This window comes from Micromonospora yongxingensis (assembly GCF_052601155.1).
This window is the reverse complement of record NZ_JBQXEO010000017.1, coordinates 63,919-83,771: the sequence shown is the minus strand read 5'-3', so window position 1 is coordinate 83,771 and position 19,853 is coordinate 63,919. Positions and strand designations below refer to the sequence as shown.

Below are 19,853 nucleotides of genomic sequence, written 5' to 3'. Positions count from 1 at the left end.
ACGTCGAGATGTGATGCGATTGGCGTGGGGGTCGGGTCGGCGTCCCGACCCCCACACGATCGGTCAGCTCTCGGCGGCGAGGAGCTGGTTGACCTTCTCCTCGGCGGTCTTGAGCAGTGCGTCGATGTTCGAGTTCGGGTTGGTCAGCACACCCGACATCGCGGCGTCGAGCACCGCGTAGACGGCCTGGGCGTTGCGCGGCTCACCCTTGATCGGAACCGGGGTCGCCTCGAAGAGCGCGAAGTTCGCCGTGTCGACGTTCGCGTTCGCCTTACGCAGCTCCAGCTCCTGCTTCTGCGCGTCACTGCCGTTGGCGAAGAGCAGCGGCTGGGGCAGACCCACCGGGTAGTTCTGCGGCTTGGCCCGGGCGTAGTCGAACTGGCCCTTGCCCGGGGTGAGCTTCTGGTACGCGATCCACTTCAGACCGGCCTTGACCTGCTCGGGACTGAGGTCCTTCTTGAAGAAGTAGCCCTCGCCGCCACCGAGCGTCCCCTTCGCCGCGCCGTCCTGGCCGGGCAGCGGAGCCATCGCCCAGTCCTGGAACTTGCCCTGGAACTGGCTGACGATCGCCTGGGTGGCGTCCGGCGCGCCGATGAACATGCCGACCTTGCCCGCGCCGGCGTTCGTCAGCAGGTCGCCCCACTGGAGCAGCTGACGGGCACCCATGCTGTTGTCGCCGTACCGCATGTCCTTGAGGTTCTGCAGGACCTGCTTGCCCATGGCGTTGTTGAAGTCGGCCTTCTTGCCGTCCTCGGTCAGCACCTGGCCGCCCTGCGAGTAGAGCAGGGAGGTGAAGTGCCAGCCGCCGGTGTTGCCCGCGCTGTACTCCGAGTAGCCGGCGATGCCGTTGCCGAGGGCGGAGATCTTCTTGGCGGCGGCCCGGACCTCGGCCCAGGTCTTCGGCGGGTTGTTCACGTCCAGCCCGGCCTGCTGGAACAGGGCCTTGTTGTAGAGCAGGCCCATCGAGTAGTTATCCACCGGAACGGCGTAGAGCTTGCCGCCGTCGGTGAAGACCTCCTTGAGCGCCGGGTCGACGCTCTCCCAGGTCGCGATCGTGTCCTTGTTGACGTACTGGGAGATGTCCATCGCCTGACCGGAGTCGAGCACCTGCTGGAGATCGGTCATGTACCCGTAGAACACGTCGGTCACGGTGCCGCCGGCGAGGCGGGCGGTGAAGTCCGGCGGGTTGTTGCACTGCTCGCCGACGCTCACGCTCTTGATGATGATGTCGGGGTTCTGCCGCTGGAACTCGGCGACATCGTCGTTCCAGTTCTTCAGCAGCTCTTTCTGAGCGCCCACCGGCTGGCAGTCGACGGTGATGGTGACCTTGCCGCCAGCGTTCGAGCCCTTGTCGTCGCTCTTCGTGGAGCATGCCGTGAGGCTGAGCCCCAGGCCGGCCACGAGCGCAACCGCCGCAGCCTTTCGGTATTGCGGTACGGACATCTGTCCATCCCTTCGGGAACGGGTGTCTCCAATGACCTTCGCTGATCTGCGGTGATACGACCTGACGCCCAGTAGCTGCGTCGGAGCCAGGTGTGAGTGGAGTCACTGTAGCGAGGCCGACTCATTTCGGCAAGGTATCGATTCTGTTGTGAAAGGACACGACTTACTAACGACAGATATTGGCAAGATCTTGAAAGCAGACCGAGATGTCGGCTTTTCGTCCTTTATGGCCACGGCCGGATCGCGCCGGCCCTGCTCACCCTCAGCAACGACGAAAAAGGCCGCCGACCGCGGGAAGCGGTCGGCGGCCGGAGCGCCGTTTCGGCGGCCAGGGGGTGACCCGTGGCCGGGTGGACCAGTCAGTCGTCGGGCGGGGCCGTCAGCGGCCGGGGGCCGGTGCGGTGGAACCGCGTACCACCAGCTCGGGCTCGAACAGCAACTCGTCCTGCAGCACGCCGGCACCCTCGATCTGGGTCACCAGCAGGTCGACCGCAGCCTGCCCCATCGTCTCGATGGGCTGCCGAACGGTGGTCAACGGCGGGTCCGTGCAGGTCATGAACGCCGAGTCGTCGAAGCCCACCACCGACACGTCGGTCGGCACCACACGACCCAGCCGGCGCGCGGCCCGGATCGTGCCCAGGGCCAGCACGTCGCTGGCGCAGATGATCCCGGTGACGCCACGCTCGACGAGCTTCGTGGCGGCGACCCGCGCCCCCTCCATGGAGAAGCTGGAACGCTCGACGCAGTCCGTGTCGTCGGCCCAGCCCGCCGCCCGGACCATCGCGTCCAGCTTGCGCCGGGACGGCACGTGCCCCTCCGGGCCGAGCACCATCCCGATCCGTTCGTGCCCCAGCGAGCGCAGGTGCCCGTACGCCTGCTCCACCGCCACCGCGTCGTCCGTGGACACCCGGGGGAAGCCCAACTCGTCCACGCCCGCGTTGACCAGCACCACCGGCAGGCCACGGTCGGTCAGCCGGCGGTAGTGGTCGTGCTTGGCGTCGGCGAGCGCGTACGAGCCACCGGCGAAGATCACCCCGGAGACCTGGTGGTCGAGGAGCATCTCCACGTAGTCCATCTCGGAGACGCCGCCGATGGTGCGGGCGCACAGCGCCGGGGTGTAGCCCCGTTGGGCGAGGGAGCCGGTGACCACCTCGGCGAGCGCCGGGAAGATCGGGTTCTGCAGCTCGGGCAGCACCAGCCCGACCAGCCGGGCACGCTCGCCACGCAGCTTGGTCGGCCGTTCGTAGCCGAGCACGTCCAGCGCCGTCAGCACGGCCGTCCGGGTCGCCTCGGAGACCCCGTCCCGACCGTTGAGCACCCGGCTGACGGTGGCCTCGCTGACGCCCGCCTTCTTGGCAACTTCAGTTAACCGCTTGGTCACGGTCGCAATCGTACGTCACCAGAATGAAAGAAATGAACAGCCAACTGCCGAGCAATTGCCGCATCCTTGCCGCGCCTTGCCCGTCGCTTCCCTCTTGACAGTGTCAGGACAGGTCGCGCAGTGCGTCCTCGATGGCGCGGTGGAACGTCGGGTAGGCGTAGATCATGTGCCGGAGCTGGCTCAGTGGCACCGCCGCGTGCACCGCCACCACCAGCGCCGAGAGGACCTCGCCGCCCGCCGGACCAACCGACGTCGCGCCGACCAGCACGCCCTGGTCGGCGTCCGCGATCAGCTTGATGAACCCCTCGTCGCCGACCCGGTGGATCCAGCCCCGCGTCGAGCTGCCGAGCTTGGTGAAGCCGACCTGCACGTTGATGCCGCGCTCCCGGGTCTGCCGCTCGGTCAGCCCGACCGCGCCGACCTCGGGGTCGGTGAACGTCACCCGGGGCAGCGCCCGGTAGTCGGCGCGCGGCACGCTGCCGGCCGACCCGCTCGACCCGCTGGCACCGAGCGAGCTGGCCGCGCCCATCGCGCCCCCGACCACGCTGGCGGTCCCGCTGGCGTCCGGCCCCGCCTTCGCCTGCCGGGCGTTGGCGAGGACGTCGGCGATCACGATGCCGGCCTGGTACATGGCGATGTGGGTGAAGGCGCCTTCGCCGGTCACGTCACCGACCGCCCAGATGCCGTCGGAGACCCGCAACCGGTCGTCCACCGGCAGGTAGCGCTGGTTGGCGTTCACGCCGACCGTGTCCAGCCCCAGCTCGTCCAGGTGTGCCCGCCGTCCGGTCACGACCAGCAGCCGGTCGGCGGTGAACTCCGCTCCGCCGGCGCCGCGCAGCGTGAACCGGTCCCCGTCGTGCTCGACCCGCTCCGCGCGTACCCCGGTGTGGATTTCCACGCCGTCGGCGCGCAGCGCCGCGGCGGCGACCTCGGACGCCTCCGGCTCCTCGAGGGCCAGCACCCGGTCCAGCGCCTCCACGACGGTGACCCGGACCCCGAAGCGGGCGAAGACCTGGGCCAGCTCCAGCCCGATCGCGCCGCCGCCGAGCACGAGCAGCGACTCCGGCAACTGCTCGACCTCGATCGCCTGGTGGTTGGTCCAGTACGGAGTGTCGGCCAGGCCGTCGATCGGCGGCACCGAGGGCCGGGTGCCGGTGCCCAGGACGATCCCGTGCCGGGCCTGGAACACCTGGTCGCCGACCCGGACCCGACCCGGGCCGTCGAGCCGACCGCTGCCCCGGACGAACCGGCCGCCCCGATCGGTGAACCGCCGCACCGCGACCGTGTCGTCCCAGGTGTCGGTGGCCTCCTCGCGGATACGCTTCGCCACCGGCGCCCAGTCCGGCTGGACCTGCGCCGTCCCGGCCAGCCCGTCGACCCGGCGCGCCTCGGCGAGGGCGTTGGCCGCCCTGATCATCATCTTGCTCGGGATGCAGCCCCAGTACGGGCACTCCCCGCCGACCAGGTCCCGCTCGATGCCGACGACGCTCAGACCGGCCTCGGCGAGCCGCCCGGCCACCTCCTCGCCGCCGACGCCAAGCCCGATCACGACCACATCCACCAGCTCCGGCTCCGCCACCTGGACAGCATCCCCCAGCGATCCCGCCCCGACCATCGGGGTCCGGGGAAAAGTCGGCGCGCTCACTGCCCGGGCCGCCTACGGTGGCGCCATGCACGAACGCTTCGCTCCGGTCCGGGCCTGCTTCCACGATCTGCTCGCGACCGGCCGGGAGTCCGGCGCCAGCCTGACCGTCTGGTACGACGGCCACCCGGTGCTCGACCTGACCGGCGGCTCCCGCACCGGCGCGGCGGGCGGCTCGGCGGGCGGCGACCCGTGGCGGCCGGACACGCTGGTCAACGTCTACTCCGTCGGCAAACCGGTGGCCGCGCTCTGCCTGCTGATGCTGGTCGACCGGGGGCGGGTCGACCTCGACGCGCCGGTCGACCGGTACTGGCCGGAGTTCCAGACCCCGGCCACGGTGCGCCAGGTGCTGTCGCACACCGCCGGGCTGCCGGCCTTCCCGGTGCCCCGGCCGGCCACCGCGATCGCCGAGTGGGCGCTGCTCGCCGGGGATCTGGCCGCCGCCGAGCCCGAATGGGCGCCCGGTTCGGTGGCCGGGGAGCACGCCTGGACGTACGGGCACCTGGTGGGCGAGCTGGTCCGCCGGGTCGACGGTCGGCCGGTGGGCCGTTTCCTGGCCGACGAGATCGCCGGTCCCTGGCGGCTGGACCTCGGCTTCGCGCTGTCCGAGGCGGACCAGCGGCGCTGCGCGGACCTGCGGTACGGCGACCCGCAGTGGCCGGTTCGGGCGCTCGGGGAGCCGGGATCACTGCGGGCGCGGGCCATGGGCAACCCGGCCGGCGGTCAGGATCTCGCCGTGCTGAACACTCCGCTCTGGCGGGGCGCCGAGATGCCGGCGGTCAACCTGCACGCCACCGCGTCCGGCCTGGCCCGGCTCTACGCCGGCCTGCTGGCCGGCGGCGTCCTGGACGACGTCCGGCTGTTCGGCCAGGACCTGGTGACCGAGGCGACCCGGGTCCAGTACGACGGGCCGGACCTGGTGCTGGACCGCCAGGTCGCATGGACGCTGGGCATGCAGTGGGAGCCGGACGGCAGCTGGGGCATGGGCGGCCTCGGCGGCAGCAGCGCGTGGGCCGACCCGGAGCGCGGCTACACCTTCGCGTACGCCACCGCCCGACTGGCCGAGCACGACCGGGTGGACGAGCTGGTCGAGGCGCTGCACTCGGTGCTCTGAGCTGCCGCCCCATTCCGGGTGAGGAGCACGATCGCGGTGCTCGCGGTCACCGGGCCGACGGGTGGACCGTCGGCCCGGGAATCGTGACCGGTGTACCGGTCGAGGTCAGCAGTGCGCGGGCGGCCACCGCCATCCGGCGTCGCTGCGGCACCAGGGCCCGCCGGGTGAAGACGTCGTAGTCCTGCGCGGCCACCTCGTCGAGGATGCCGCCGTAGAGCGCGTACGCGGTGCGCATGCATGCCTGCGAGGCGGGCGCGAGCATGGTGATGCCCGGCGCGGCGGCGGCGTAGTGGGCCTGGGCCCGGGTGACCTCGTACTCGATCAGCTCCCGGGTCCGGGGGGTGCCGCGCCCCCGGACCCTGGCCCGGGTCAACTCGTCGCGGGTGACGCCGAACTTCGCGAGGTCCTCGTCCGGCAGGTAGGTGCGGCCCCGGTCGAGGTCCTCGGCGACGTCCCGGATGAAGTTGGTGAGCTGGAAGGCGAAGCCGAGCTGCCGGGCGGGCTCCCGGGCGGCCGCCGGGTCGGAGCTGCCCAGGATCGGCAGCATCATGGTGCCGATGACCGCCGCCGAGCCCTCCATGTAGTCGAGCAGATGGTCGTAGGTCGGGTACGCGGTGACGGTCAGGTCCATCGCCATGCTCGTCAGAAACGACGCAAAGTCGTCCCGGTCGAGATCGAAGACGGCGATCGTGTGCAGCACGGCCGGCAGGAGCGGATCGTCGACCGGCGCGCCGTGCAGACCGGCCACGAACCGGTTGGCCCAGTCGTCGAGCCGGGCGGCCCGCTCAGCCGGCGGCAGGTCCTCGGTGCGGTCGACGATCTCGTCGGCGTAGCGGGTGAACCCGTAGAGGGCGTGCACGTGTCGCCGTTTCCACGCGGGGAGCAGCCTGGTGGCGAGATAGTAGGTGCGGCCGTGCCGTCTGTGCAGTTCGCGGCACCGGTCATAGGCGGCGATGAGATTCGTGTCCACCGGGCCTCCTCCCTTATCGACGCACCAATCGACGCAACTCGTAACCCTAGGGTACGCTCGGCCGCATGGCCAACGACGCAGTTGCGGGTAACGCGATCCGCCTGGCGCCGGACCGGCCGGGCGACGGGGACGATCCGGTCCGCGCCGTGCTGGCCGCGTACACCAAGGACCTGATCACCGCGGTCGACGACACACTGGCCACCTTCCTCACGGCCGAGGTCGACACGCTGGGCGAGATCGACCCGGCGATGGGTGGCTTCGCGGCGGCCGCGCGGGACGCCGTCCTGGCCGGCGGCAAGCGGATCCGGCCCACCTTCGCCTACTGGGGCTGGCGTGGAGCGGTCGGCGGCACCGAGCCGCTGCCACCGGTGCTGCCCGCGCTGGCCGCGCTGGAGCTGCTGCACACCTTCGCGCTCGTCCACGACGACGTGATGGACGCCTCCGCCACCCGCCGCGGCCGGCCCACCGCGCACGTGGCACTCGCCGCCCAGCACATCGCCGCCGGCCACCGGGGCGACCCGGACCGGTTCGGCGAGGCCGTCGCCATCCTCATCGGCGATCTCTGCATGGTCTGGGCCGACCGGCTGCTGGCACACGCTGCCGTGCCGCCGGCCCGGCTGTTCGAGGTCCGCCGCTGCTACGACCAGATGCGGGTGGAGACGGTCGCCGGGCAGTACCTCGACGTGCTCGGCGAGCACGACGCCGTCAACTGGTCGGTCGACCGGGCGCTGCGGGTGGCCCGCTACAAGACGGCCAGCTACACCGTCCAGCGGCCACTGCTCTTCGGCGCATGCCTGGCGGGGATGGCCGCCGACGATCCGCTGGTCGCCGCGTACACCCGCTACGGTGTGGCCGTCGGTGAGGCGTTCCAGCTCCGCGACGACCTGCTCGGCGTCTACGGCGACCCGGCCGCCACCGGAAAGCCGGCCGGTGACGACCTGCGCACCGGAAAGCCGACCGCACTGCTCATGCTGGCCCGGGAGCTGGGCACGCCGGCCCAGCTCGACGCGCTGGAAAGGGCGAGCGGAGGGCCCGTCGACCGGCTCGCCGAGCTGGTCGCCGAGACCGGCGCGGTGGCCCGGGTGGAGCGGATGATCGCCGAACGGGTGGGCGACGCGCTGGCCGCGCTCGACGCCGCACCCGTGGACCGGACGGCACGGACCGCACTGACCGGGCTGGCCGTCGCCGCCACCAACCGGCGGGCCTGATGGGCAACTTTCTCAAGGAGGTGGGCACGTGCGGACGGTGACGGGACGGACCGACCGGGTGGTGGTCGTCGGCGCCGGGCTGGGTGGGCTGGCCTGCGCGCTGCACCTGGCCGGCAGCGGTCGGCAGGTGACCGTGCTGGAACGGGAACCGGTGCCCGGCGGGCGGGCCGGCAGGCTCGCCGTGGACGGGTACGAGTTCGACACCGGCCCGACCGTGCTCACCATGCCCGACCTGATCGCCGAGGCGCTCGGCGCGGTCGGCGAGGAGCTGCGGGACTGGCTCGACCTGACCCCACTCGACCCGGCCTACCGGGCGTACTACCCGGACGGCTCGACCCTCGACGTGCTCACCGACACCACGCGGATGGCCGCCGAGATCTCCCGGGTCTGCGGGCCGCGTGAGGCCGACGGCTACCTGCGCTTCGTCGACTACGCGCGGGAGTTGTGGCGGCTGGAGCGGGCCGACTTCATCGAACGCAATCTCGACGCGCCGACCGACCTGATCACCGGCAACCTACTCAAGCTGCTCACCGGCGGGGCCTTCCGCCGCCTCCAGACGAAGATCAACCAGTTCTTCCGGGATCCGCGCACCCAGCGGATCTTCTCCTTCCAGGCGATGTACGCCGGGCTCGCCCCGCACGACGCTCTGGCCATCTACGCGGTCATCGCGTACCTCGACTCGGTCGCCGGGGTCTACTTCCCACGCGGCGGCATCCACGCGGTCTCCCGGGCGATGGCCGGCGCCGCCGAGAAGCACGGCGTGCAGATCCGGTACGACGCCACCGTGACCCGGGTGGAGACCGCGAACGGGCGGGCCACCGGCGTGCTCACCGCCGACGGCGAGCTGGTGCCGGCGGACGTGGTGGTGCTCAACCCCGACCTGCCGGTCGCCTACCGGGATCTGCTCCCGGCCCCCCACCAGCGCCGGCTCACCTACTCGCCCTCCTGCGTCGTCCTGCACGTCGGCTCCCGCCAGGGCTATGCGAAGATCGCCCACCACAACATCCACTTCGGACGCGCGTGGAAGGGCACCTTCGATGAGGTCATCCGGCGGGGCGAGCTGATGACCGACCCGTCGCTGCTGGTCACCAACCCGAGCCGGACCGACCCGTCGGTGGCACCACCGGACCGGCACACCTACTACGTCCTCGCGCCGGTGCCCAACCTCGACCGGGCCCCGTTCGAGTGGCGAGGTGACCTGACCCGCCGCTACGGCGACCAGCTCATCGGCACCCTGGAGGAGCGCGGCTACGTCGGCTTCGGCGACGGGGTGGAGGTGCTGCGGGCCATCACCCCCGCCGAGTGGGCGGAGCAGGGAATGGCTGCCGGCACTCCGTTCGCCGCCGCGCACACCCTCTTCCAGACCGGCCCGTTCCGCCCGTCGAACCTGCACCGTGACCTGTCGAACGTGGTCTTCGTCGGCTCCGGCACCCAGCCCGGCGTCGGCGTACCGATGGTGCTGATCTCCGGCAAGCTCGCCGCCGGCCGGATCACCGGGGAGAGGCGATGAGCAACCGCGAGAAACACCTCGTCGAGCTCGTCGACGACGCCGGCCGACCCCGTGGCGAGGTCACCGTCGCGGCCGCCCACCAGCCGCCGGGTCAACTGCACCGGGCCTTCTCGGTGCTGCTGATGGACCCGGACGGTCAGGTGCTCCTGCAGCGGCGGGCCGCGGTCAAGACCCGGTTCCCGCTGCGCTGGGCCAACTCGTGCTGCGGCCACCCCCAGCCCGGTGAACCGCTCGCCGAGGCGGCCAACCGGCGGCTCCGCGAGGAGCTGGGCGCCGGCCCGGTCGAGCTGACCGAGGTGGGTGTCTACGTCTACTACGCCGAGGACCCGGCCACCGGGCGGGTCGAGTTCGAGTACGACCACGTGCTGAAGGGCGAGTTCCTTCCGGGCGCCCCGCTGCTGCCCGACCCGGACGAGGTGGCCGAGCTGCGCTGGGCCGAGCCCGCTGCCCTGGAGGCGGACCTCGACCTGGACCCCCGCTCGTACGCACCCTGGCTGGGCGGGGTGGTGAACCGGCTGCTGCGCCCCTCGGGGTCGGCGTCCGGCGTACCCGGCTCGGCTGTGACCCCGTCCGGATCGTCGGCGGAGAACGCGGCGGAGCGGTCGGGTGGCCGATGAGGCGCTGAGCGCGGGCGCCGTCGCGCGCCGGCTGGGGGTCGCGGTCACCACGCTGCGCACCTGGCACCAGCGCTACGGGCTCGGGCCCAGCGAACACATCCCGGGCCACCACCGCCGGTACACGCCGGCGGACCTGGCGCGCCTGGAGATCATGCAACGGCTCACCGCCGAGGGGGTGAGCCCCGCCGAGGCGGCTAGCTGGGCCCGCCAGACACCGGATCCGATGCCCGCCGACGCCGTCCGGAGCCGGATCCGCACGCCCGGCCGGGACGGCGGCGGAAGCATCCCGGTGGGGCGCGCCGGCCCCGCCGCCCGCGGGCTGGCTCGGGCCGCCATGCGACTGGACGCGGCGGCGATCAGCGAGACGATCGCGCACACGCTGGCCGCCAGCGGAGTGATCGCCACCTGGGACGGCCTCCTGCGCCCGGTGCTCGCCGGCATCGGCGAACGGCACGCCGCCACGGGCGCCCTGATCGAGGTCGAGCACCTGGTCAGCCGCTGCGTCTCGGAGGCGCTCGCGGCGGCCGGCCGGGCCACCCCGCCGACCGGACCGGCCCGGATCCTGCTCTCCTGCGCCGACGAGGAGCAGCACAGCCTGCCGCTGGAGGCGATGGCCGCCGCGCTCGCCGAGACCGGTGTCAGCTACCGGATGCTGGGCGCCCGGGTGCCGGTGGCCGCCCTCGTCGAGGCGGTCACGCGTACCGGCCCGGCCGCCGTGGTGCTCTGGTCGCACACCCGGGCCACCGCCGACCCGGCCCAGCTCAGCGCCCTGCTCGCCGCGCCCCGCCGCCCGTTGCTGGTGCTCGCCGCCGGCCCCGGCTGGCGGGCGGACACCCTGCCCTCCGGGGTGGTCCGGCCGGTCGACCTGGCCGAGGCGGTCTCGCTCGCCGTCGCGGTCCGCGACTCGCTGGACCAGTCGAGGGGGGACTGACCGGGCTGTCCGCCGTCGGCGGCGTCCACTAGCGTCTGGGCGTCCGCCTACCCCGACCCCCCGGGAGCGAGCAGATGCAAGCCCGCGCCGTCCTGGCGTCCGTCCTCGCCGTGGTGCTGGTCCTGTCCGGCTGCGCCCAGCCCGGCGGCACCATCGCACCCGCCGGCCCGCCGCAGCCGGCGGAGTCGACCGCTCCGCCCACCCCGAAACCCGCCACGTCGCCGCGCCCCACCCGCACCAAGCCACCGCTGCGCCCGCTGCCGGCGAAGCTCCCCGGTGGCCTGCGACGCACCACCGGCGTGGGCCCGGTCGCGTTGACCTTCGACGACGGCCCCAGCCCTGCCTGGACGCCCAAGGTGCTCGACCAACTTCGCGCCGCCCGGGTGACCGCCACCTTCTGCCTCGTCGGCCGGGAGGTGCAGCGACACCCGGAACTGGTGCGGCGGATCGTCCGGGAGGGGCACCAGCTCTGCAACCACAGTTGGCGGCACGACCTCGACCTGGCCCGACGGCCGATCGCCGAGATCCGAGCCGACCTGGCCCGGACCAACAAGGCCATCCAGGCGGCGGCTCCGGGCGCGCCGGTGCCCTTCTACCGGCAACCCGGCGGCCGGTGGACGGCAGAGGTGCTGGGGGTGGCGAAGGAACTCGGCATGCGTCCGCTGCACTGGAACGTCGACCCGCAGGACTGGGACAAGCCCACCGCCGCCACGATCGCCAAGCGGATCCACTCCGCCGCCCGTCCCGGCGCCGTCGTGCTGCTGCACGACGGCGGCGGCAACCGGGCCGCGACGCTCGCCGCCTGCCCGCACGTGATCGCCGACCTGAAGCACCGCTTCGGCATCACCCGACTCAAGTAGACCGGCTCTGACCTGCGGTTTTGCGCCGAGCTGGGGCTCCCGCCATACCGGTTTTGTCGACCGACCAGGGATCACGTATGCTTTCCAAGCCTCCGGCGGGGCCGGATGGGAGCAAGTCCGCTTGAAGTTGCGAATGTGCAATGATGGCGGGGCCGCCCTCATCGTCTAGCGGCCCAGGACGCCGCCCTTTCAAGGCGGTAGCACGGGTTCGAATCCCGTTGGGGGCACGACCGGCGCAAGCCGGAGCAACACAAGCTAGGTCCTGTGGAGCAGTTGGAGTGCTCGCCGCCCTGTCAAGGCGGAGGTCGCGGGTTCAAGTCCCGTCAGGACCGCAGCGCCGACGCCGCGCCCAGCGCGGCGTTCTGCGTATCGGAGCGTGTCACCCTGCCAGCGGTTCATCCGTTTGGCGGGTAGCATGAGCCGAGCGATACGGCCAGGTAGCTCAGTTGGTACGAGCGTCCGACTGAAAATCGGAAGGTCGGCGGTTCGACCCCGCCCCTGGCCACATAGCCTTTCGCCGGGCTACAGAGATCCCCACCAGCGGAAACGCAGGTGGGGATCTTGCTGTTGGCCCCGTGCGCCTCGGTCGGCCCCAGTTAGCGGCGGAGCAGCGCGAACGATCCCGCCGCCGTCACCAGCAACAGCAGGGACACCGCGAACAGGGCGCGTCCCACCGGAAAGGGCATGGGGATGAGGAAGGGCGCCTGTTGGACCACCAGGCCGGCACCGATCATGGCCTGGGCGCTGCCCATGCGCAGGGGCTGAGACCGCTGGCTCGGTGTCAGGCGTGCAAGCCGAACCCAGGCTGCGGGAAACCGTCGTGACACGGCCACCCGCACGCCCAGTACAACCGAGGCGAGGCCGAGGACCACGGCCACCAGGCTCAAGGCGACCATGACCGGGTCCCCGTCATCCAGACTCATGCGGCCATCATCGAAGGGGTGGTCAAGGTCGCAGTCGTACGAGAGATGGCACGGCGGCCCCGGGCGGCACTCCTGCGGATGTGGGTGGCTGGAAATCGATGCGGAACCAGCTACACGGCGACGTTACGAACTGGAGGCCCCGCCCCCACTGTCCATCACCCGCTGCCAACGGGACGCGTACTCCCGCACCTGCCACAAGCGTCGGCAGCGGGGACACTCCTCGACCCTCAGGTAGCGCCGACCGCTGGGTTCCCGCCCCGGGACAGGCGGAGGAAGATGCCGGCGACACCAACAGAACAGATATTTGCGACTGCCCATGAGTCCTGAGTATCCACGCCCGGCGGGCCGATCTCACTGCCCACGGCGTCGCCTAGTCGGCTCGTTCCCGGTGGCGCGAGTGGCAGGGTGCCGTGGACGAGGTCGATCAGAGCATGCCCGCCGCCGCGTACCTCCGCGCCGGGCCGCCACAAGCGGCCCGTCACTGATCCCGACGCCCCTGCTGGCGGTGTTGCGCCATGCCGCCCTGGATCGCCTCCCACACGCTGCGCCCGGCCTGCCGCAGCGTCTCCCCCGCCTGCTCGGCGAGCTGCGCCGCACTCTGGGCGGCGGCCTGCGCCCCGCCCGGCACGCCACCACCGCCCTGACCGCCGTCACCATTGCCGGACGGGCCGGGTCCCTGCGACGCGCCGGGCTCGTTGCGGGGTTTCCCCTCCGACGGCTGACCCTGCGGCCGCTGCCCCTGCGGCGTCTGACCCTCGGGCCGCTGCCCCTGCGGCGTCTGACCCTGGGACGGCTGGCCCTGCGGCGCCTGGCCCTGCGGCCTCGCCCCCTCAGGCTTAGGCCCCGTCGGTGGCTGGCCCTGCGGTACCTGCCGCTCAGGCTTCGGCCCTTCCGGCGGCCTGCTCTCCGGACCGGTGGGTTGCGCCCGGCCCTGCTCGCCGGCCCCGGGGCGACCCGGACCCGGTCGCGGCCGGTCGGCGGCCGCGCCGGCCAGCCGCCGCGCATCATCGGGTACGCCGGAGCGCCGAGCCGACCCGGTGACCTCGGCGGCTCCCGCTGCCAACTGCTGGGTGCTGCGGTTGACGTCGTCGATCACGGCACCGGCCGACCGGGAGAGAGAGTCGATGATTTGCGGGTTGTTGTCGATCGTCTCCAACGCCCGGCCCAGGATCTCCACCAGTTGCTCCAGCCGTACCCGCAGCTGCGCCTCGGCCTGCACCCCGTTGATGTCCAGCTCGACGCCGTGCAGGTGCACGCGGACGCCGGCGTCGAGCTGGAGAAGGTTGGCCAGCCGGGCTCGCAGCGAAAGGTCCGCGTCCAGTCCGTCCACCGCGAGCCGGATCGAGTCGACCGAGACTTTGGGGATGTCGAGCAGGACGTCGGGGTCGGCACCGCCGTTGGCCTGGCCCGGCCGGTCGACCTCCCGGTCCCGCTGCTGCGCGCTCTCGCTCATGCTCTCCCGCTCCGTCGCCACACCGGCCCGGTCGTCCGGGCCGTCGGGCGCGGTTACCCGCTTTCCGGCGGGGCACCCGTGTGTGACGACCCGACAACCCATTGTCCGGAACCGGGCACCTCGCGAAGCTGCACAGCGGGGCATCAGCCGGTATGGTCCGGGCCTATGGGACAGGGGATGGCTGATCCGGCCGACATCCGGCAGGACCTGGAACGGTTCTCCTTACGGTGCAGCCTCCTCGTCCCGGGTTCCGCCGAGCACGCGTTCGCGGTCTTCACCGACGAGCTGACCGACTGGTGGGTCACGGAGTACACCTGGTCCGGCCCGGAGGCTCTCGCCGAGCTGGGCATGGAGCCCCGGCCCGGCGGCATGCTCTACGAGATCGGCCCGTACGGCTTCCGCGCCGACTGGGGCCGGGTGCTCACCTGGGATCCGCCGCGCCGGCTGGTGTTCGCCTGGCAGATCGGCCCGGACCGGGTGCCCGTGCCGGACCCGGCCCGGGCCAGCGAGGTCGAGGTGCTGTTCCTTCCCGACGGCCCCGAGCGCACCCGCGTCGAGCTGGAGCACCGGCACTTCGACCGGCACGGTGAGGCGGCCGAGGGATACCGCAAGGCGCTCACCGCCGGTTGGCACGAGTTGCTCACCCGCTACCTCGCCACGGTGTCGCGCGACCACCCCACCGCGCCCGCCTGAGCGACGGCACGGGAGGTCAGCGGCCGAGGTGTCGCCCGGCGGCCCGGCCGCCGGTGAGGTCGCGGCCACCCAGGTCGGCACGGTGGCCGGCCTCCGCTCCGGAGCCGAAGCCGGTACCGGCCAGCCGGCGCGGCGGAGCCGTGCGCAGTCGCGGGTACTGCTCGGCGACCCGCCGCTGCACCCGATCGGAGCGGTCGGCCAGCACCAGGGCCACCGACGGCGTGCCCGATTCGCTGGCCGCCGCGGTCTCGGCCGCCCAGAGCCGGCCTCCGATCACCTGTGCGAAGCCGGCGAGCCAGGACCGCCGGAAGGCGGCCGGATGCTCACCGGCTGGCACCGCCGTGCCGGCCAGGCCGTGCGCCGCCTGCACGAGCAGCGAGGTGAAGAGTAGGTCGACCCGCTCCAGGTCGCTGGCGAAGCCGAACAGGTGCAGCGCGAAGCCGTTGCCCTGCCGCCGGCGTACGCAACGGCAGCGCAGCGGTTCGGCGACCGCGGCGAGCAGGCCGACCTTGTCGCGGGCGTACGGGGCGACGATGTCGACGACCCGGTCACCGACCGGGTCGGTGGCCGGGTCCCGGGCGGCGAGCAGCGCCCGGTCCACGCCGTAGCGGGCGATCAACTCGGTGGCCTTGGCGGTGAACGCGGCCGACTCGGCGGGCGTGCAGGCCGGGTCCTCGGCCTGGGCCAGCAGCTTGCGCACCTTGCTGAGCATCGCCTCGGACATCCCCCAGAGCTATCACATCCGCCGGCCGAAGTCGGGGCCACGCCCCTGTCGATCGATCCGTATCATCGTCACAATCGGTTTCTCCATCCACTACGGATGGTCAATCACGTGTCCTCCGCTGGTCGCGTACCAAGCGTTCTGAGCGACCCACCCGGGCGCGGCGACCGGTCCCGACGGGCGCCGCGCCCGGGGGCCTCATCAGCCGGACCGGCTGCGCAGGGTGGCGATCGTCGAGCCGGCCAGGGTGAGCAGGCAGTCCGGGAGCAGGCCGTCGGCCGCCGCCGCGCCGAAGAGCGCCTCCCCGGTCGGGACGTCCCGGTTGGCGTACGCGCTGACGAAGCGCGCCACCCAGCGGGTGTCGTACTCCGCCTGGTCGATCCCCGGGAAGTCCAGCGCACATCCACTGCCCGACGGTGCGTCACCGACCATCGTCGCGGCCAGGCACCAGGCGACCCCGTACGCGCCGCTCAGGCCGGCACGGTCGACGACCGCGTCGAACGTCCCCACCACCGCGTCTCCATCCCCGGCCAGCGCCGAGCGAAGTACGGCGGCCGCGTCGTCGAACGTTTGCTGTGGTAGGTCGGTCACCCAGCGCACAGTAGGACGGGCGGTCAAGGCCCGCCCCGACCGTCACTGTCCGTGTTCAACGCGGGCGACCTGCGCATTACGTCACCTCCACGGTCCCGCCACTCGGCACGGCACGCTAATGTGCGCAGCGGACCTTCGCCGGAGGAAGGACGACCATGCTCTTTACACGCCGCTCGCGGGTAGCCTCCCTGGCCGCCTGCGCGACGATCCTGCTCGCCACGAGCGCTTGCGGGGATGACAAAGCCGAGGAGGGAAGCGCTCAACAGGTGCGCCTCTACGGCACGGACGGCAACATGCTCAACTCCTACCCTGCGGAGTTGAAGGAACGTGCCAATCTCGTCGACGGGATGAAGGGGACCACCCCGCTCACCCCACTGCCGGAGGACTTCAAGAGCCGGCTACGGTCCGTCGATCCGGCGCTGACGGACTACCTCTACTCGGCCGAGACGTACGACGCTGTGGTGATCGGGGTGCTCGCCGCCCAGTTGGCCGGAAGCACCGACCCGGCAGCCATCGCCAAGCAGATCGTCGGCGTGACCAACAACGGCCAGCGCTGCGAGGACCCGGCGACCTGCCTGGCGCTTGCGCGGGCCGGTCAGGACATCGAGTACCGCAGCGTGTCGCTGACCCGGGCGGGCTTCACCGACAAGGGTGAGCCGGCCACCGCGAGCTACGCCACGCTGACCTTCGACGGCCAGCAGATCAACGACGGCAAGACCGAGTTCGTCGGGGCGGGCACCGAGTCGGCGGCGAGCACCAAGGCGCCGCCGAAGCCGAGGAAGCAGCCCGCCGGCGACAACGCCGACCAGGAGCCGCTCGTCGTGGGCGGCCTGCTGCCGAAGACCGGTGACCTGGCGATCGCCTACCCGCCGATGGCCGCTGGCGCGGCCCTGGCGATCAGGGAGATCAACGCCGCTGGCGGCGCGCTGGGCAAGCCGGTGACCTGGGTGGACGGGGACGACGGCACCAGCCCGGCGGTCGCGAGGGCGACCGTGGCCAAGCACGTGGCGGACAACGTAAGCGTGATCATCGGCGCTGGCGGTTCGGGCATCTCCCGCGAGGTGCTGCCGGACGTGGTGAAGGCCGGGAAGATCCTGTTCTCGCCGTCCAACACCGACAGCGGCCTGACGGACGTGGAGGACAAGGGCCTCTACTTCCGCACCGCCCCGCCGGACAGCCTGCAGGGCCGGGCGCTGGCCGACGTGATCCTCCGCGACGGGTCGCAGAAGATCGTCATCGTCGCCCGTAAGGACTCCTACGGCGAGGGCCTTCAGGCCACCGTCCGCGACGAGCTGGAGAAGGCCGGCATCACCGGCGACCGGCTCAAGCTGCTCGCCTACGATCCTCCGGCCGACGCGAAGGCCCCGCCGGTGGACTTCAGCAGCGGCGCCAAGGAGATCAAGGACTTCGGCGCGGACGCCGTGCTGGTCATCGGCTTCGGTGAGTCCGCACAGGTGATCCGGGCACTGGCCGACACCGGGGTGCAGATCCGGCACTGAGCACCGACCTCGGACCGCGACGGCCGCACCGGCTTCCCGCCGGTGCGGCCGTTTCCGTCCGAGGGTCAGCGGCTGCGGCGACGCTCCAGGAACTCGGTCATCCGGCGGTGCTTCTCCTCGTCCTCGAAGAGCACCGCCTGGCTGACCAGGTCGAGTTGCGGGTGCGCGGCGGCCGGCGCGTCGACCGCCAGCTTCGTCAGCCGCAGCGCCAGTGGGGAGCCGTGCGCCATCTCGTCCAGCAGCCCGTGCGCCACCGTCAGCAACTCGCCGGGCTCGTCCACCAGCCGGTTCACCAGGCCGATCCGCAGCGCCTCCGCGGCGTCGACCCGCCGGCCGGTGAAGAGCAGCTCCTTGGCCCGAGCCTCGCCGATCAGGGCGGGCAGCCGGTGGGTCGCGCCGGCACCGGCCAGGATGCCCAACCGCACCTCCGGCTGGCCGAAGACCGCCCGGGCCGTACACACCCGCAGGTCGCAGGCGTACGCCAGCTCCGCGCCGCCGCCCAACGCCGGACCGTCGACGGCGGCCACACTCGGCATCGGCAGCGCCCGGATCCGGGCGAAGGCGGCCGAGTTGATCGCGGCCAGCGCGTCGGTGCGACCCCGCTCGCGGAGCTGACCGATGTCGGCGCCACCGGCGAAGATGCCCTCCGCACCGCCGGTGAGCAGCAGCAGCCGGGGGCGCGCCTCCAGCTCCGCGCAGACCTGGTGCAGCTCGGCGATCAGGTCGGCGTCGATGGCGTTGCGCTTCTCCGGCCGGTCCAGCGTGACCACCAGCCGGTCAGGTCGTTCCTCGATCCGTAGCCCGCTCACCGCTGTGCCCGCCTTTCGTTCGCGACTGCGGGGCTCGCAAGCTCACTCCTCGCGCTCACCGCTGTGCCCGCCTTTCGTTCGCGACTGCGGGGCTCGCAAGCTCACTCCTCGCGCTCACCGCTTGCCCCCGGCGTCCCAACGGTAGAAGCCGTGCCCGGACTTCTTGCCCAGCCGCCCGGTGGCCACCATCTCGACCAGCAGCGGCGGCGGCGCGAAGCGGTCCCCGTACGCGGCCTGGAGGGTGCGGGCGATGTCCAGCCGCACGTCCAGGCCGACGAGGTCGGTCAGCTCCAGCGGCCCGATCGGGTGCCGGTAGCCCAGCACCATCGCCTTGTCGATGTCGGCGGGACTGGCCACCTCGTCGGCGACCATCCGGATCGCCTCCAGGCCGAGGGTGACCCCGAGCCGGGAGGTGGCGAAGCCCGGCAGGTCGCGTACGACGACGGGATCCTTGCCCAACCGGCCGGCGAGCGCGACGGCAGCGGCGGTGGTCTCCTCGGCGGTGGCCGGGCCGACCACGATCTCCAGCAGCGTCATCGCCCAGACCGGGTTGAAGAAGTGCAGGCCGAGGAAACTCTCGGGCTGGTTCAGGCCGGCGGCCAGCTCGCCGATGGCGATGCTGGAGGTGTTGCTGCCGAGCAGTGCCGGGCGCAGCGCGGCGGCGTCCCGCAGCACCGCCCGTTTCAGGTCGAGGCGCTCGGGCACCGCCTCCACGATCACGTCCGGGGTGGGAGCGACCTCGGCGAGGGTCGGGCGCAGCGTCACCCGCAGCCGGTTGGTGGCGGCCTCGTCGGCGCTCAGCTTCCCGCGCTGCACCGCCCGTTCCCACAGCTCGGCGAGACGGTTCAGTGCGGTCGCGCCCCGGTCGGGGTCCACCTCGACCAACTCGACGTCGTGCCCGGCCCCGGCCGCCACGTACGCGATGCCGAGGCCCATCGTGCCCGCACCGACGACCACGAAACGATCGCTCATCACGCCTCCCTGTCCCGCCCGGCGGCGCGCGGGGTCTCCGCCACGCCGGTCCGGTTGATCCGCCCGTTCCGCTCGCTCATGGTGCGACCCTATGCAGCACCGCGACCCGGCCCATGCGTGGGGGAGCGCGGGATCGGGTACTGACGGCCCGTCAACCGAGGGAAGGACCAGTCGACATGAGCCAGGCACCGGAGAGCGTCACCGACCCGGGCAGCACCGACGGGGAGACCGTGGAGACCCGAGGCGACGAGCGGGTCGAACTGCTGCGCGCCGACACCAACAACGACGGCCGCACCGACGTGTGGGTGGTGGACACCGACGGCGACGGCAAGGCGGACCTGTTCCAGTTCGACACCAACGGTGACGGCAAGGTGGACATCACCATGGTCGACATCGACGAGGACGGCACCCCGGACGAGGTGGTCGACGGCGACGGCGGCCTCCCACCCGAGCAGCTTCCCCCGACCGTCCAGGTCTGAGTCGTGCGCAGGGGCCCCTGTCATCGCCTGGCGCGTG

General features: G+C 72.2%; 19 protein-coding genes and 3 tRNA genes. 12 read left to right on the top strand and 10 right to left on the bottom strand.

Annotated elements, in window-relative coordinates; translation table 11 throughout:
- Positions 1–63 precede the first annotated feature (63 nt).
- From ACTWLT_RS20745 to ACTWLT_RS20735, 3 genes are all read right to left on the bottom strand, one after another.
- Positions 64–1,443 (bottom strand): ABC transporter substrate-binding protein, encoded by a 1,380-nt coding sequence (locus ACTWLT_RS20745; protein ID WP_445319801.1) that lies wholly within the window; start codon positions 1,441–1,443, stop codon positions 64–66.
- A gap of 379 nt (positions 1,444–1,822) precedes the next feature.
- Positions 1,823–2,824, bottom strand: coding sequence for a LacI family DNA-binding transcriptional regulator (locus ACTWLT_RS20740; RefSeq protein WP_445319800.1), 1,002 nt, complete (start codon positions 2,822–2,824; stop codon positions 1,823–1,825).
- Between the two features lie 103 nt (positions 2,825–2,927).
- Positions 2,928–4,439 carry a dihydrolipoyl dehydrogenase family protein gene (locus tag ACTWLT_RS20735; protein WP_445319858.1) on the bottom strand — a complete coding sequence of 504 codons (1,512 nt, stop codon included), beginning with the start codon at positions 4,437–4,439 and terminating at the stop codon, positions 2,928–2,930.
- Between the two features lie 55 nt (positions 4,440–4,494).
- Between ACTWLT_RS20735 and ACTWLT_RS20730 the strand changes: the two genes are divergently transcribed.
- Positions 4,495–5,580: a serine hydrolase domain-containing protein gene (locus ACTWLT_RS20730; protein WP_445319799.1), complete on the top strand. Its 1,086-nt coding sequence runs from the start codon at positions 4,495–4,497 to the stop codon at positions 5,578–5,580.
- Between the two features lie 46 nt (positions 5,581–5,626).
- On the opposite strand, the gene ACTWLT_RS20725 is transcribed toward ACTWLT_RS20730, so the two are convergent.
- Entirely contained in the window at positions 5,627–6,550 is a 924-nt protein-coding gene (locus tag ACTWLT_RS20725) for a phytoene/squalene synthase family protein (RefSeq protein WP_445319798.1), read from the bottom strand.
- Positions 6,551–6,615: 65 nt separating this feature from the next.
- On the opposite strand from ACTWLT_RS20725, the gene ACTWLT_RS20720 reads away from it, so the two are divergent.
- The 8 genes from ACTWLT_RS20720 (at position 6,616) to ACTWLT_RS20685 (ending at position 12,181) form a co-directional block, all read left to right on the top strand.
- Positions 6,616–7,758, top strand: coding sequence for a polyprenyl synthetase family protein (locus tag ACTWLT_RS20720; protein ID WP_445319797.1), 1,143 nt, complete (start codon positions 6,616–6,618; stop codon positions 7,756–7,758).
- 28 nt (positions 7,759–7,786) lie between these two features.
- Positions 7,787–9,268 carry a phytoene desaturase family protein gene (gene crtI / locus ACTWLT_RS20715; protein ID WP_445319796.1) on the top strand — a complete coding sequence of 494 codons (1,482 nt, stop codon included), beginning with the start codon at positions 7,787–7,789 and terminating at the stop codon, positions 9,266–9,268.
- Positions 9,265–9,885, top strand: a complete 621-nt coding sequence (idi, locus tag ACTWLT_RS20710) for an isopentenyl-diphosphate Delta-isomerase (RefSeq protein ID WP_445319795.1) — start codon at positions 9,265–9,267, stop codon at positions 9,883–9,885. The genes crtI and idi overlap by 4 nt, the downstream gene beginning before the upstream one ends.
- Positions 9,875–10,816, top strand: a complete 942-nt coding sequence (locus ACTWLT_RS20705; RefSeq protein ID WP_445319794.1) for a MerR family transcriptional regulator — start codon at positions 9,875–9,877, stop codon at positions 10,814–10,816. The genes idi and ACTWLT_RS20705 overlap by 11 nt, the downstream gene beginning before the upstream one ends.
- A gap of 74 nt (positions 10,817–10,890) precedes the next feature.
- Positions 10,891–11,676: a polysaccharide deacetylase family protein gene (locus tag ACTWLT_RS20700; protein ID WP_445319793.1), complete on the top strand. Its 786-nt coding sequence runs from the start codon at positions 10,891–10,893 to the stop codon at positions 11,674–11,676.
- 154 nt (positions 11,677–11,830) lie between these two features.
- Positions 11,831–11,903: transfer RNA gene (locus tag ACTWLT_RS20695), tRNA-Glu, on the top strand.
- 31 nt (positions 11,904–11,934) lie between these two features.
- Positions 11,935–12,008 (top strand) — tRNA-Asp (locus ACTWLT_RS20690).
- Positions 12,009–12,107: 99 nt separating this feature from the next.
- Positions 12,108–12,181 (top strand) — tRNA-Phe (locus tag ACTWLT_RS20685).
- 91 nt (positions 12,182–12,272) lie between these two features.
- Here the strand turns inward: ACTWLT_RS20685 and ACTWLT_RS20680 are convergent.
- Together ACTWLT_RS20680 and ACTWLT_RS20675 are read right to left on the bottom strand one after the other, a co-directional pair.
- Positions 12,273–12,599: a hypothetical protein gene (locus ACTWLT_RS20680; RefSeq protein ID WP_252417120.1), complete on the bottom strand. Its 327-nt coding sequence runs from the start codon at positions 12,597–12,599 to the stop codon at positions 12,273–12,275.
- A gap of 478 nt (positions 12,600–13,077) precedes the next feature.
- Positions 13,078–14,052, bottom strand: coding sequence for a hypothetical protein (locus tag ACTWLT_RS20675; RefSeq protein ID WP_445319792.1), 975 nt, complete (start codon positions 14,050–14,052; stop codon positions 13,078–13,080).
- A gap of 165 nt (positions 14,053–14,217) precedes the next feature.
- On the opposite strand from ACTWLT_RS20675, the gene ACTWLT_RS20670 reads away from it, so the two are divergent.
- Positions 14,218–14,745, top strand: coding sequence for an SRPBCC family protein (locus ACTWLT_RS20670; RefSeq protein ID WP_445319791.1), 528 nt, complete (start codon positions 14,218–14,220; stop codon positions 14,743–14,745).
- A 16-nt stretch (positions 14,746–14,761) separates the two neighbouring features.
- Here ACTWLT_RS20670 and ACTWLT_RS20665 read toward each other — a convergent pair whose 3' ends face one another.
- Both ACTWLT_RS20665 and ACTWLT_RS20660 read right to left on the bottom strand, forming a co-directional pair.
- Positions 14,762–15,469 carry a DUF2786 domain-containing protein gene (locus tag ACTWLT_RS20665; RefSeq protein ID WP_445319790.1) on the bottom strand — a complete coding sequence of 236 codons (708 nt, stop codon included), beginning with the start codon at positions 15,467–15,469 and terminating at the stop codon, positions 14,762–14,764.
- Positions 15,470–15,667: 198 nt separating this feature from the next.
- Positions 15,668–16,057, bottom strand: a complete 390-nt coding sequence (locus tag ACTWLT_RS20660) for a hypothetical protein (protein WP_252417115.1) — start codon at positions 16,055–16,057, stop codon at positions 15,668–15,670.
- A 155-nt stretch (positions 16,058–16,212) separates the two neighbouring features.
- Between ACTWLT_RS20660 and ACTWLT_RS20655 the strand changes: the two genes are divergently transcribed.
- The gene (locus ACTWLT_RS20655) at positions 16,213–17,556 is read left to right on the top strand and encodes an ABC transporter substrate-binding protein (RefSeq protein ID WP_445319789.1); all 1,344 of its coding nucleotides are present in this window, start codon (positions 16,213–16,215) and stop codon (positions 17,554–17,556) included.
- Between the two features lie 65 nt (positions 17,557–17,621).
- Here the strand turns inward: ACTWLT_RS20655 and ACTWLT_RS20650 are convergent, their stop codons facing one another.
- Entirely contained in the window at positions 17,622–18,365 is a 744-nt protein-coding gene (locus tag ACTWLT_RS20650; protein ID WP_445319788.1) for an enoyl-CoA hydratase/isomerase family protein, read from the bottom strand.
- Between the two features lie 114 nt (positions 18,366–18,479).
- Complete coding sequence (locus ACTWLT_RS20645) at positions 18,480–19,337, bottom strand: 3-hydroxyacyl-CoA dehydrogenase family protein (protein ID WP_445319787.1); 858 nt, start codon at positions 19,335–19,337, stop codon at positions 18,480–18,482.
- A gap of 176 nt (positions 19,338–19,513) precedes the next feature.
- On the opposite strand from ACTWLT_RS20645, the gene ACTWLT_RS20640 reads away from it, so the two are divergent.
- A complete protein-coding gene (locus tag ACTWLT_RS20640; protein WP_252417111.1) occupies positions 19,514–19,816 on the top strand; it encodes a hypothetical protein in 303 nt (100 codons plus the stop codon).
- Positions 19,817–19,853 lie beyond the last annotated feature (37 nt).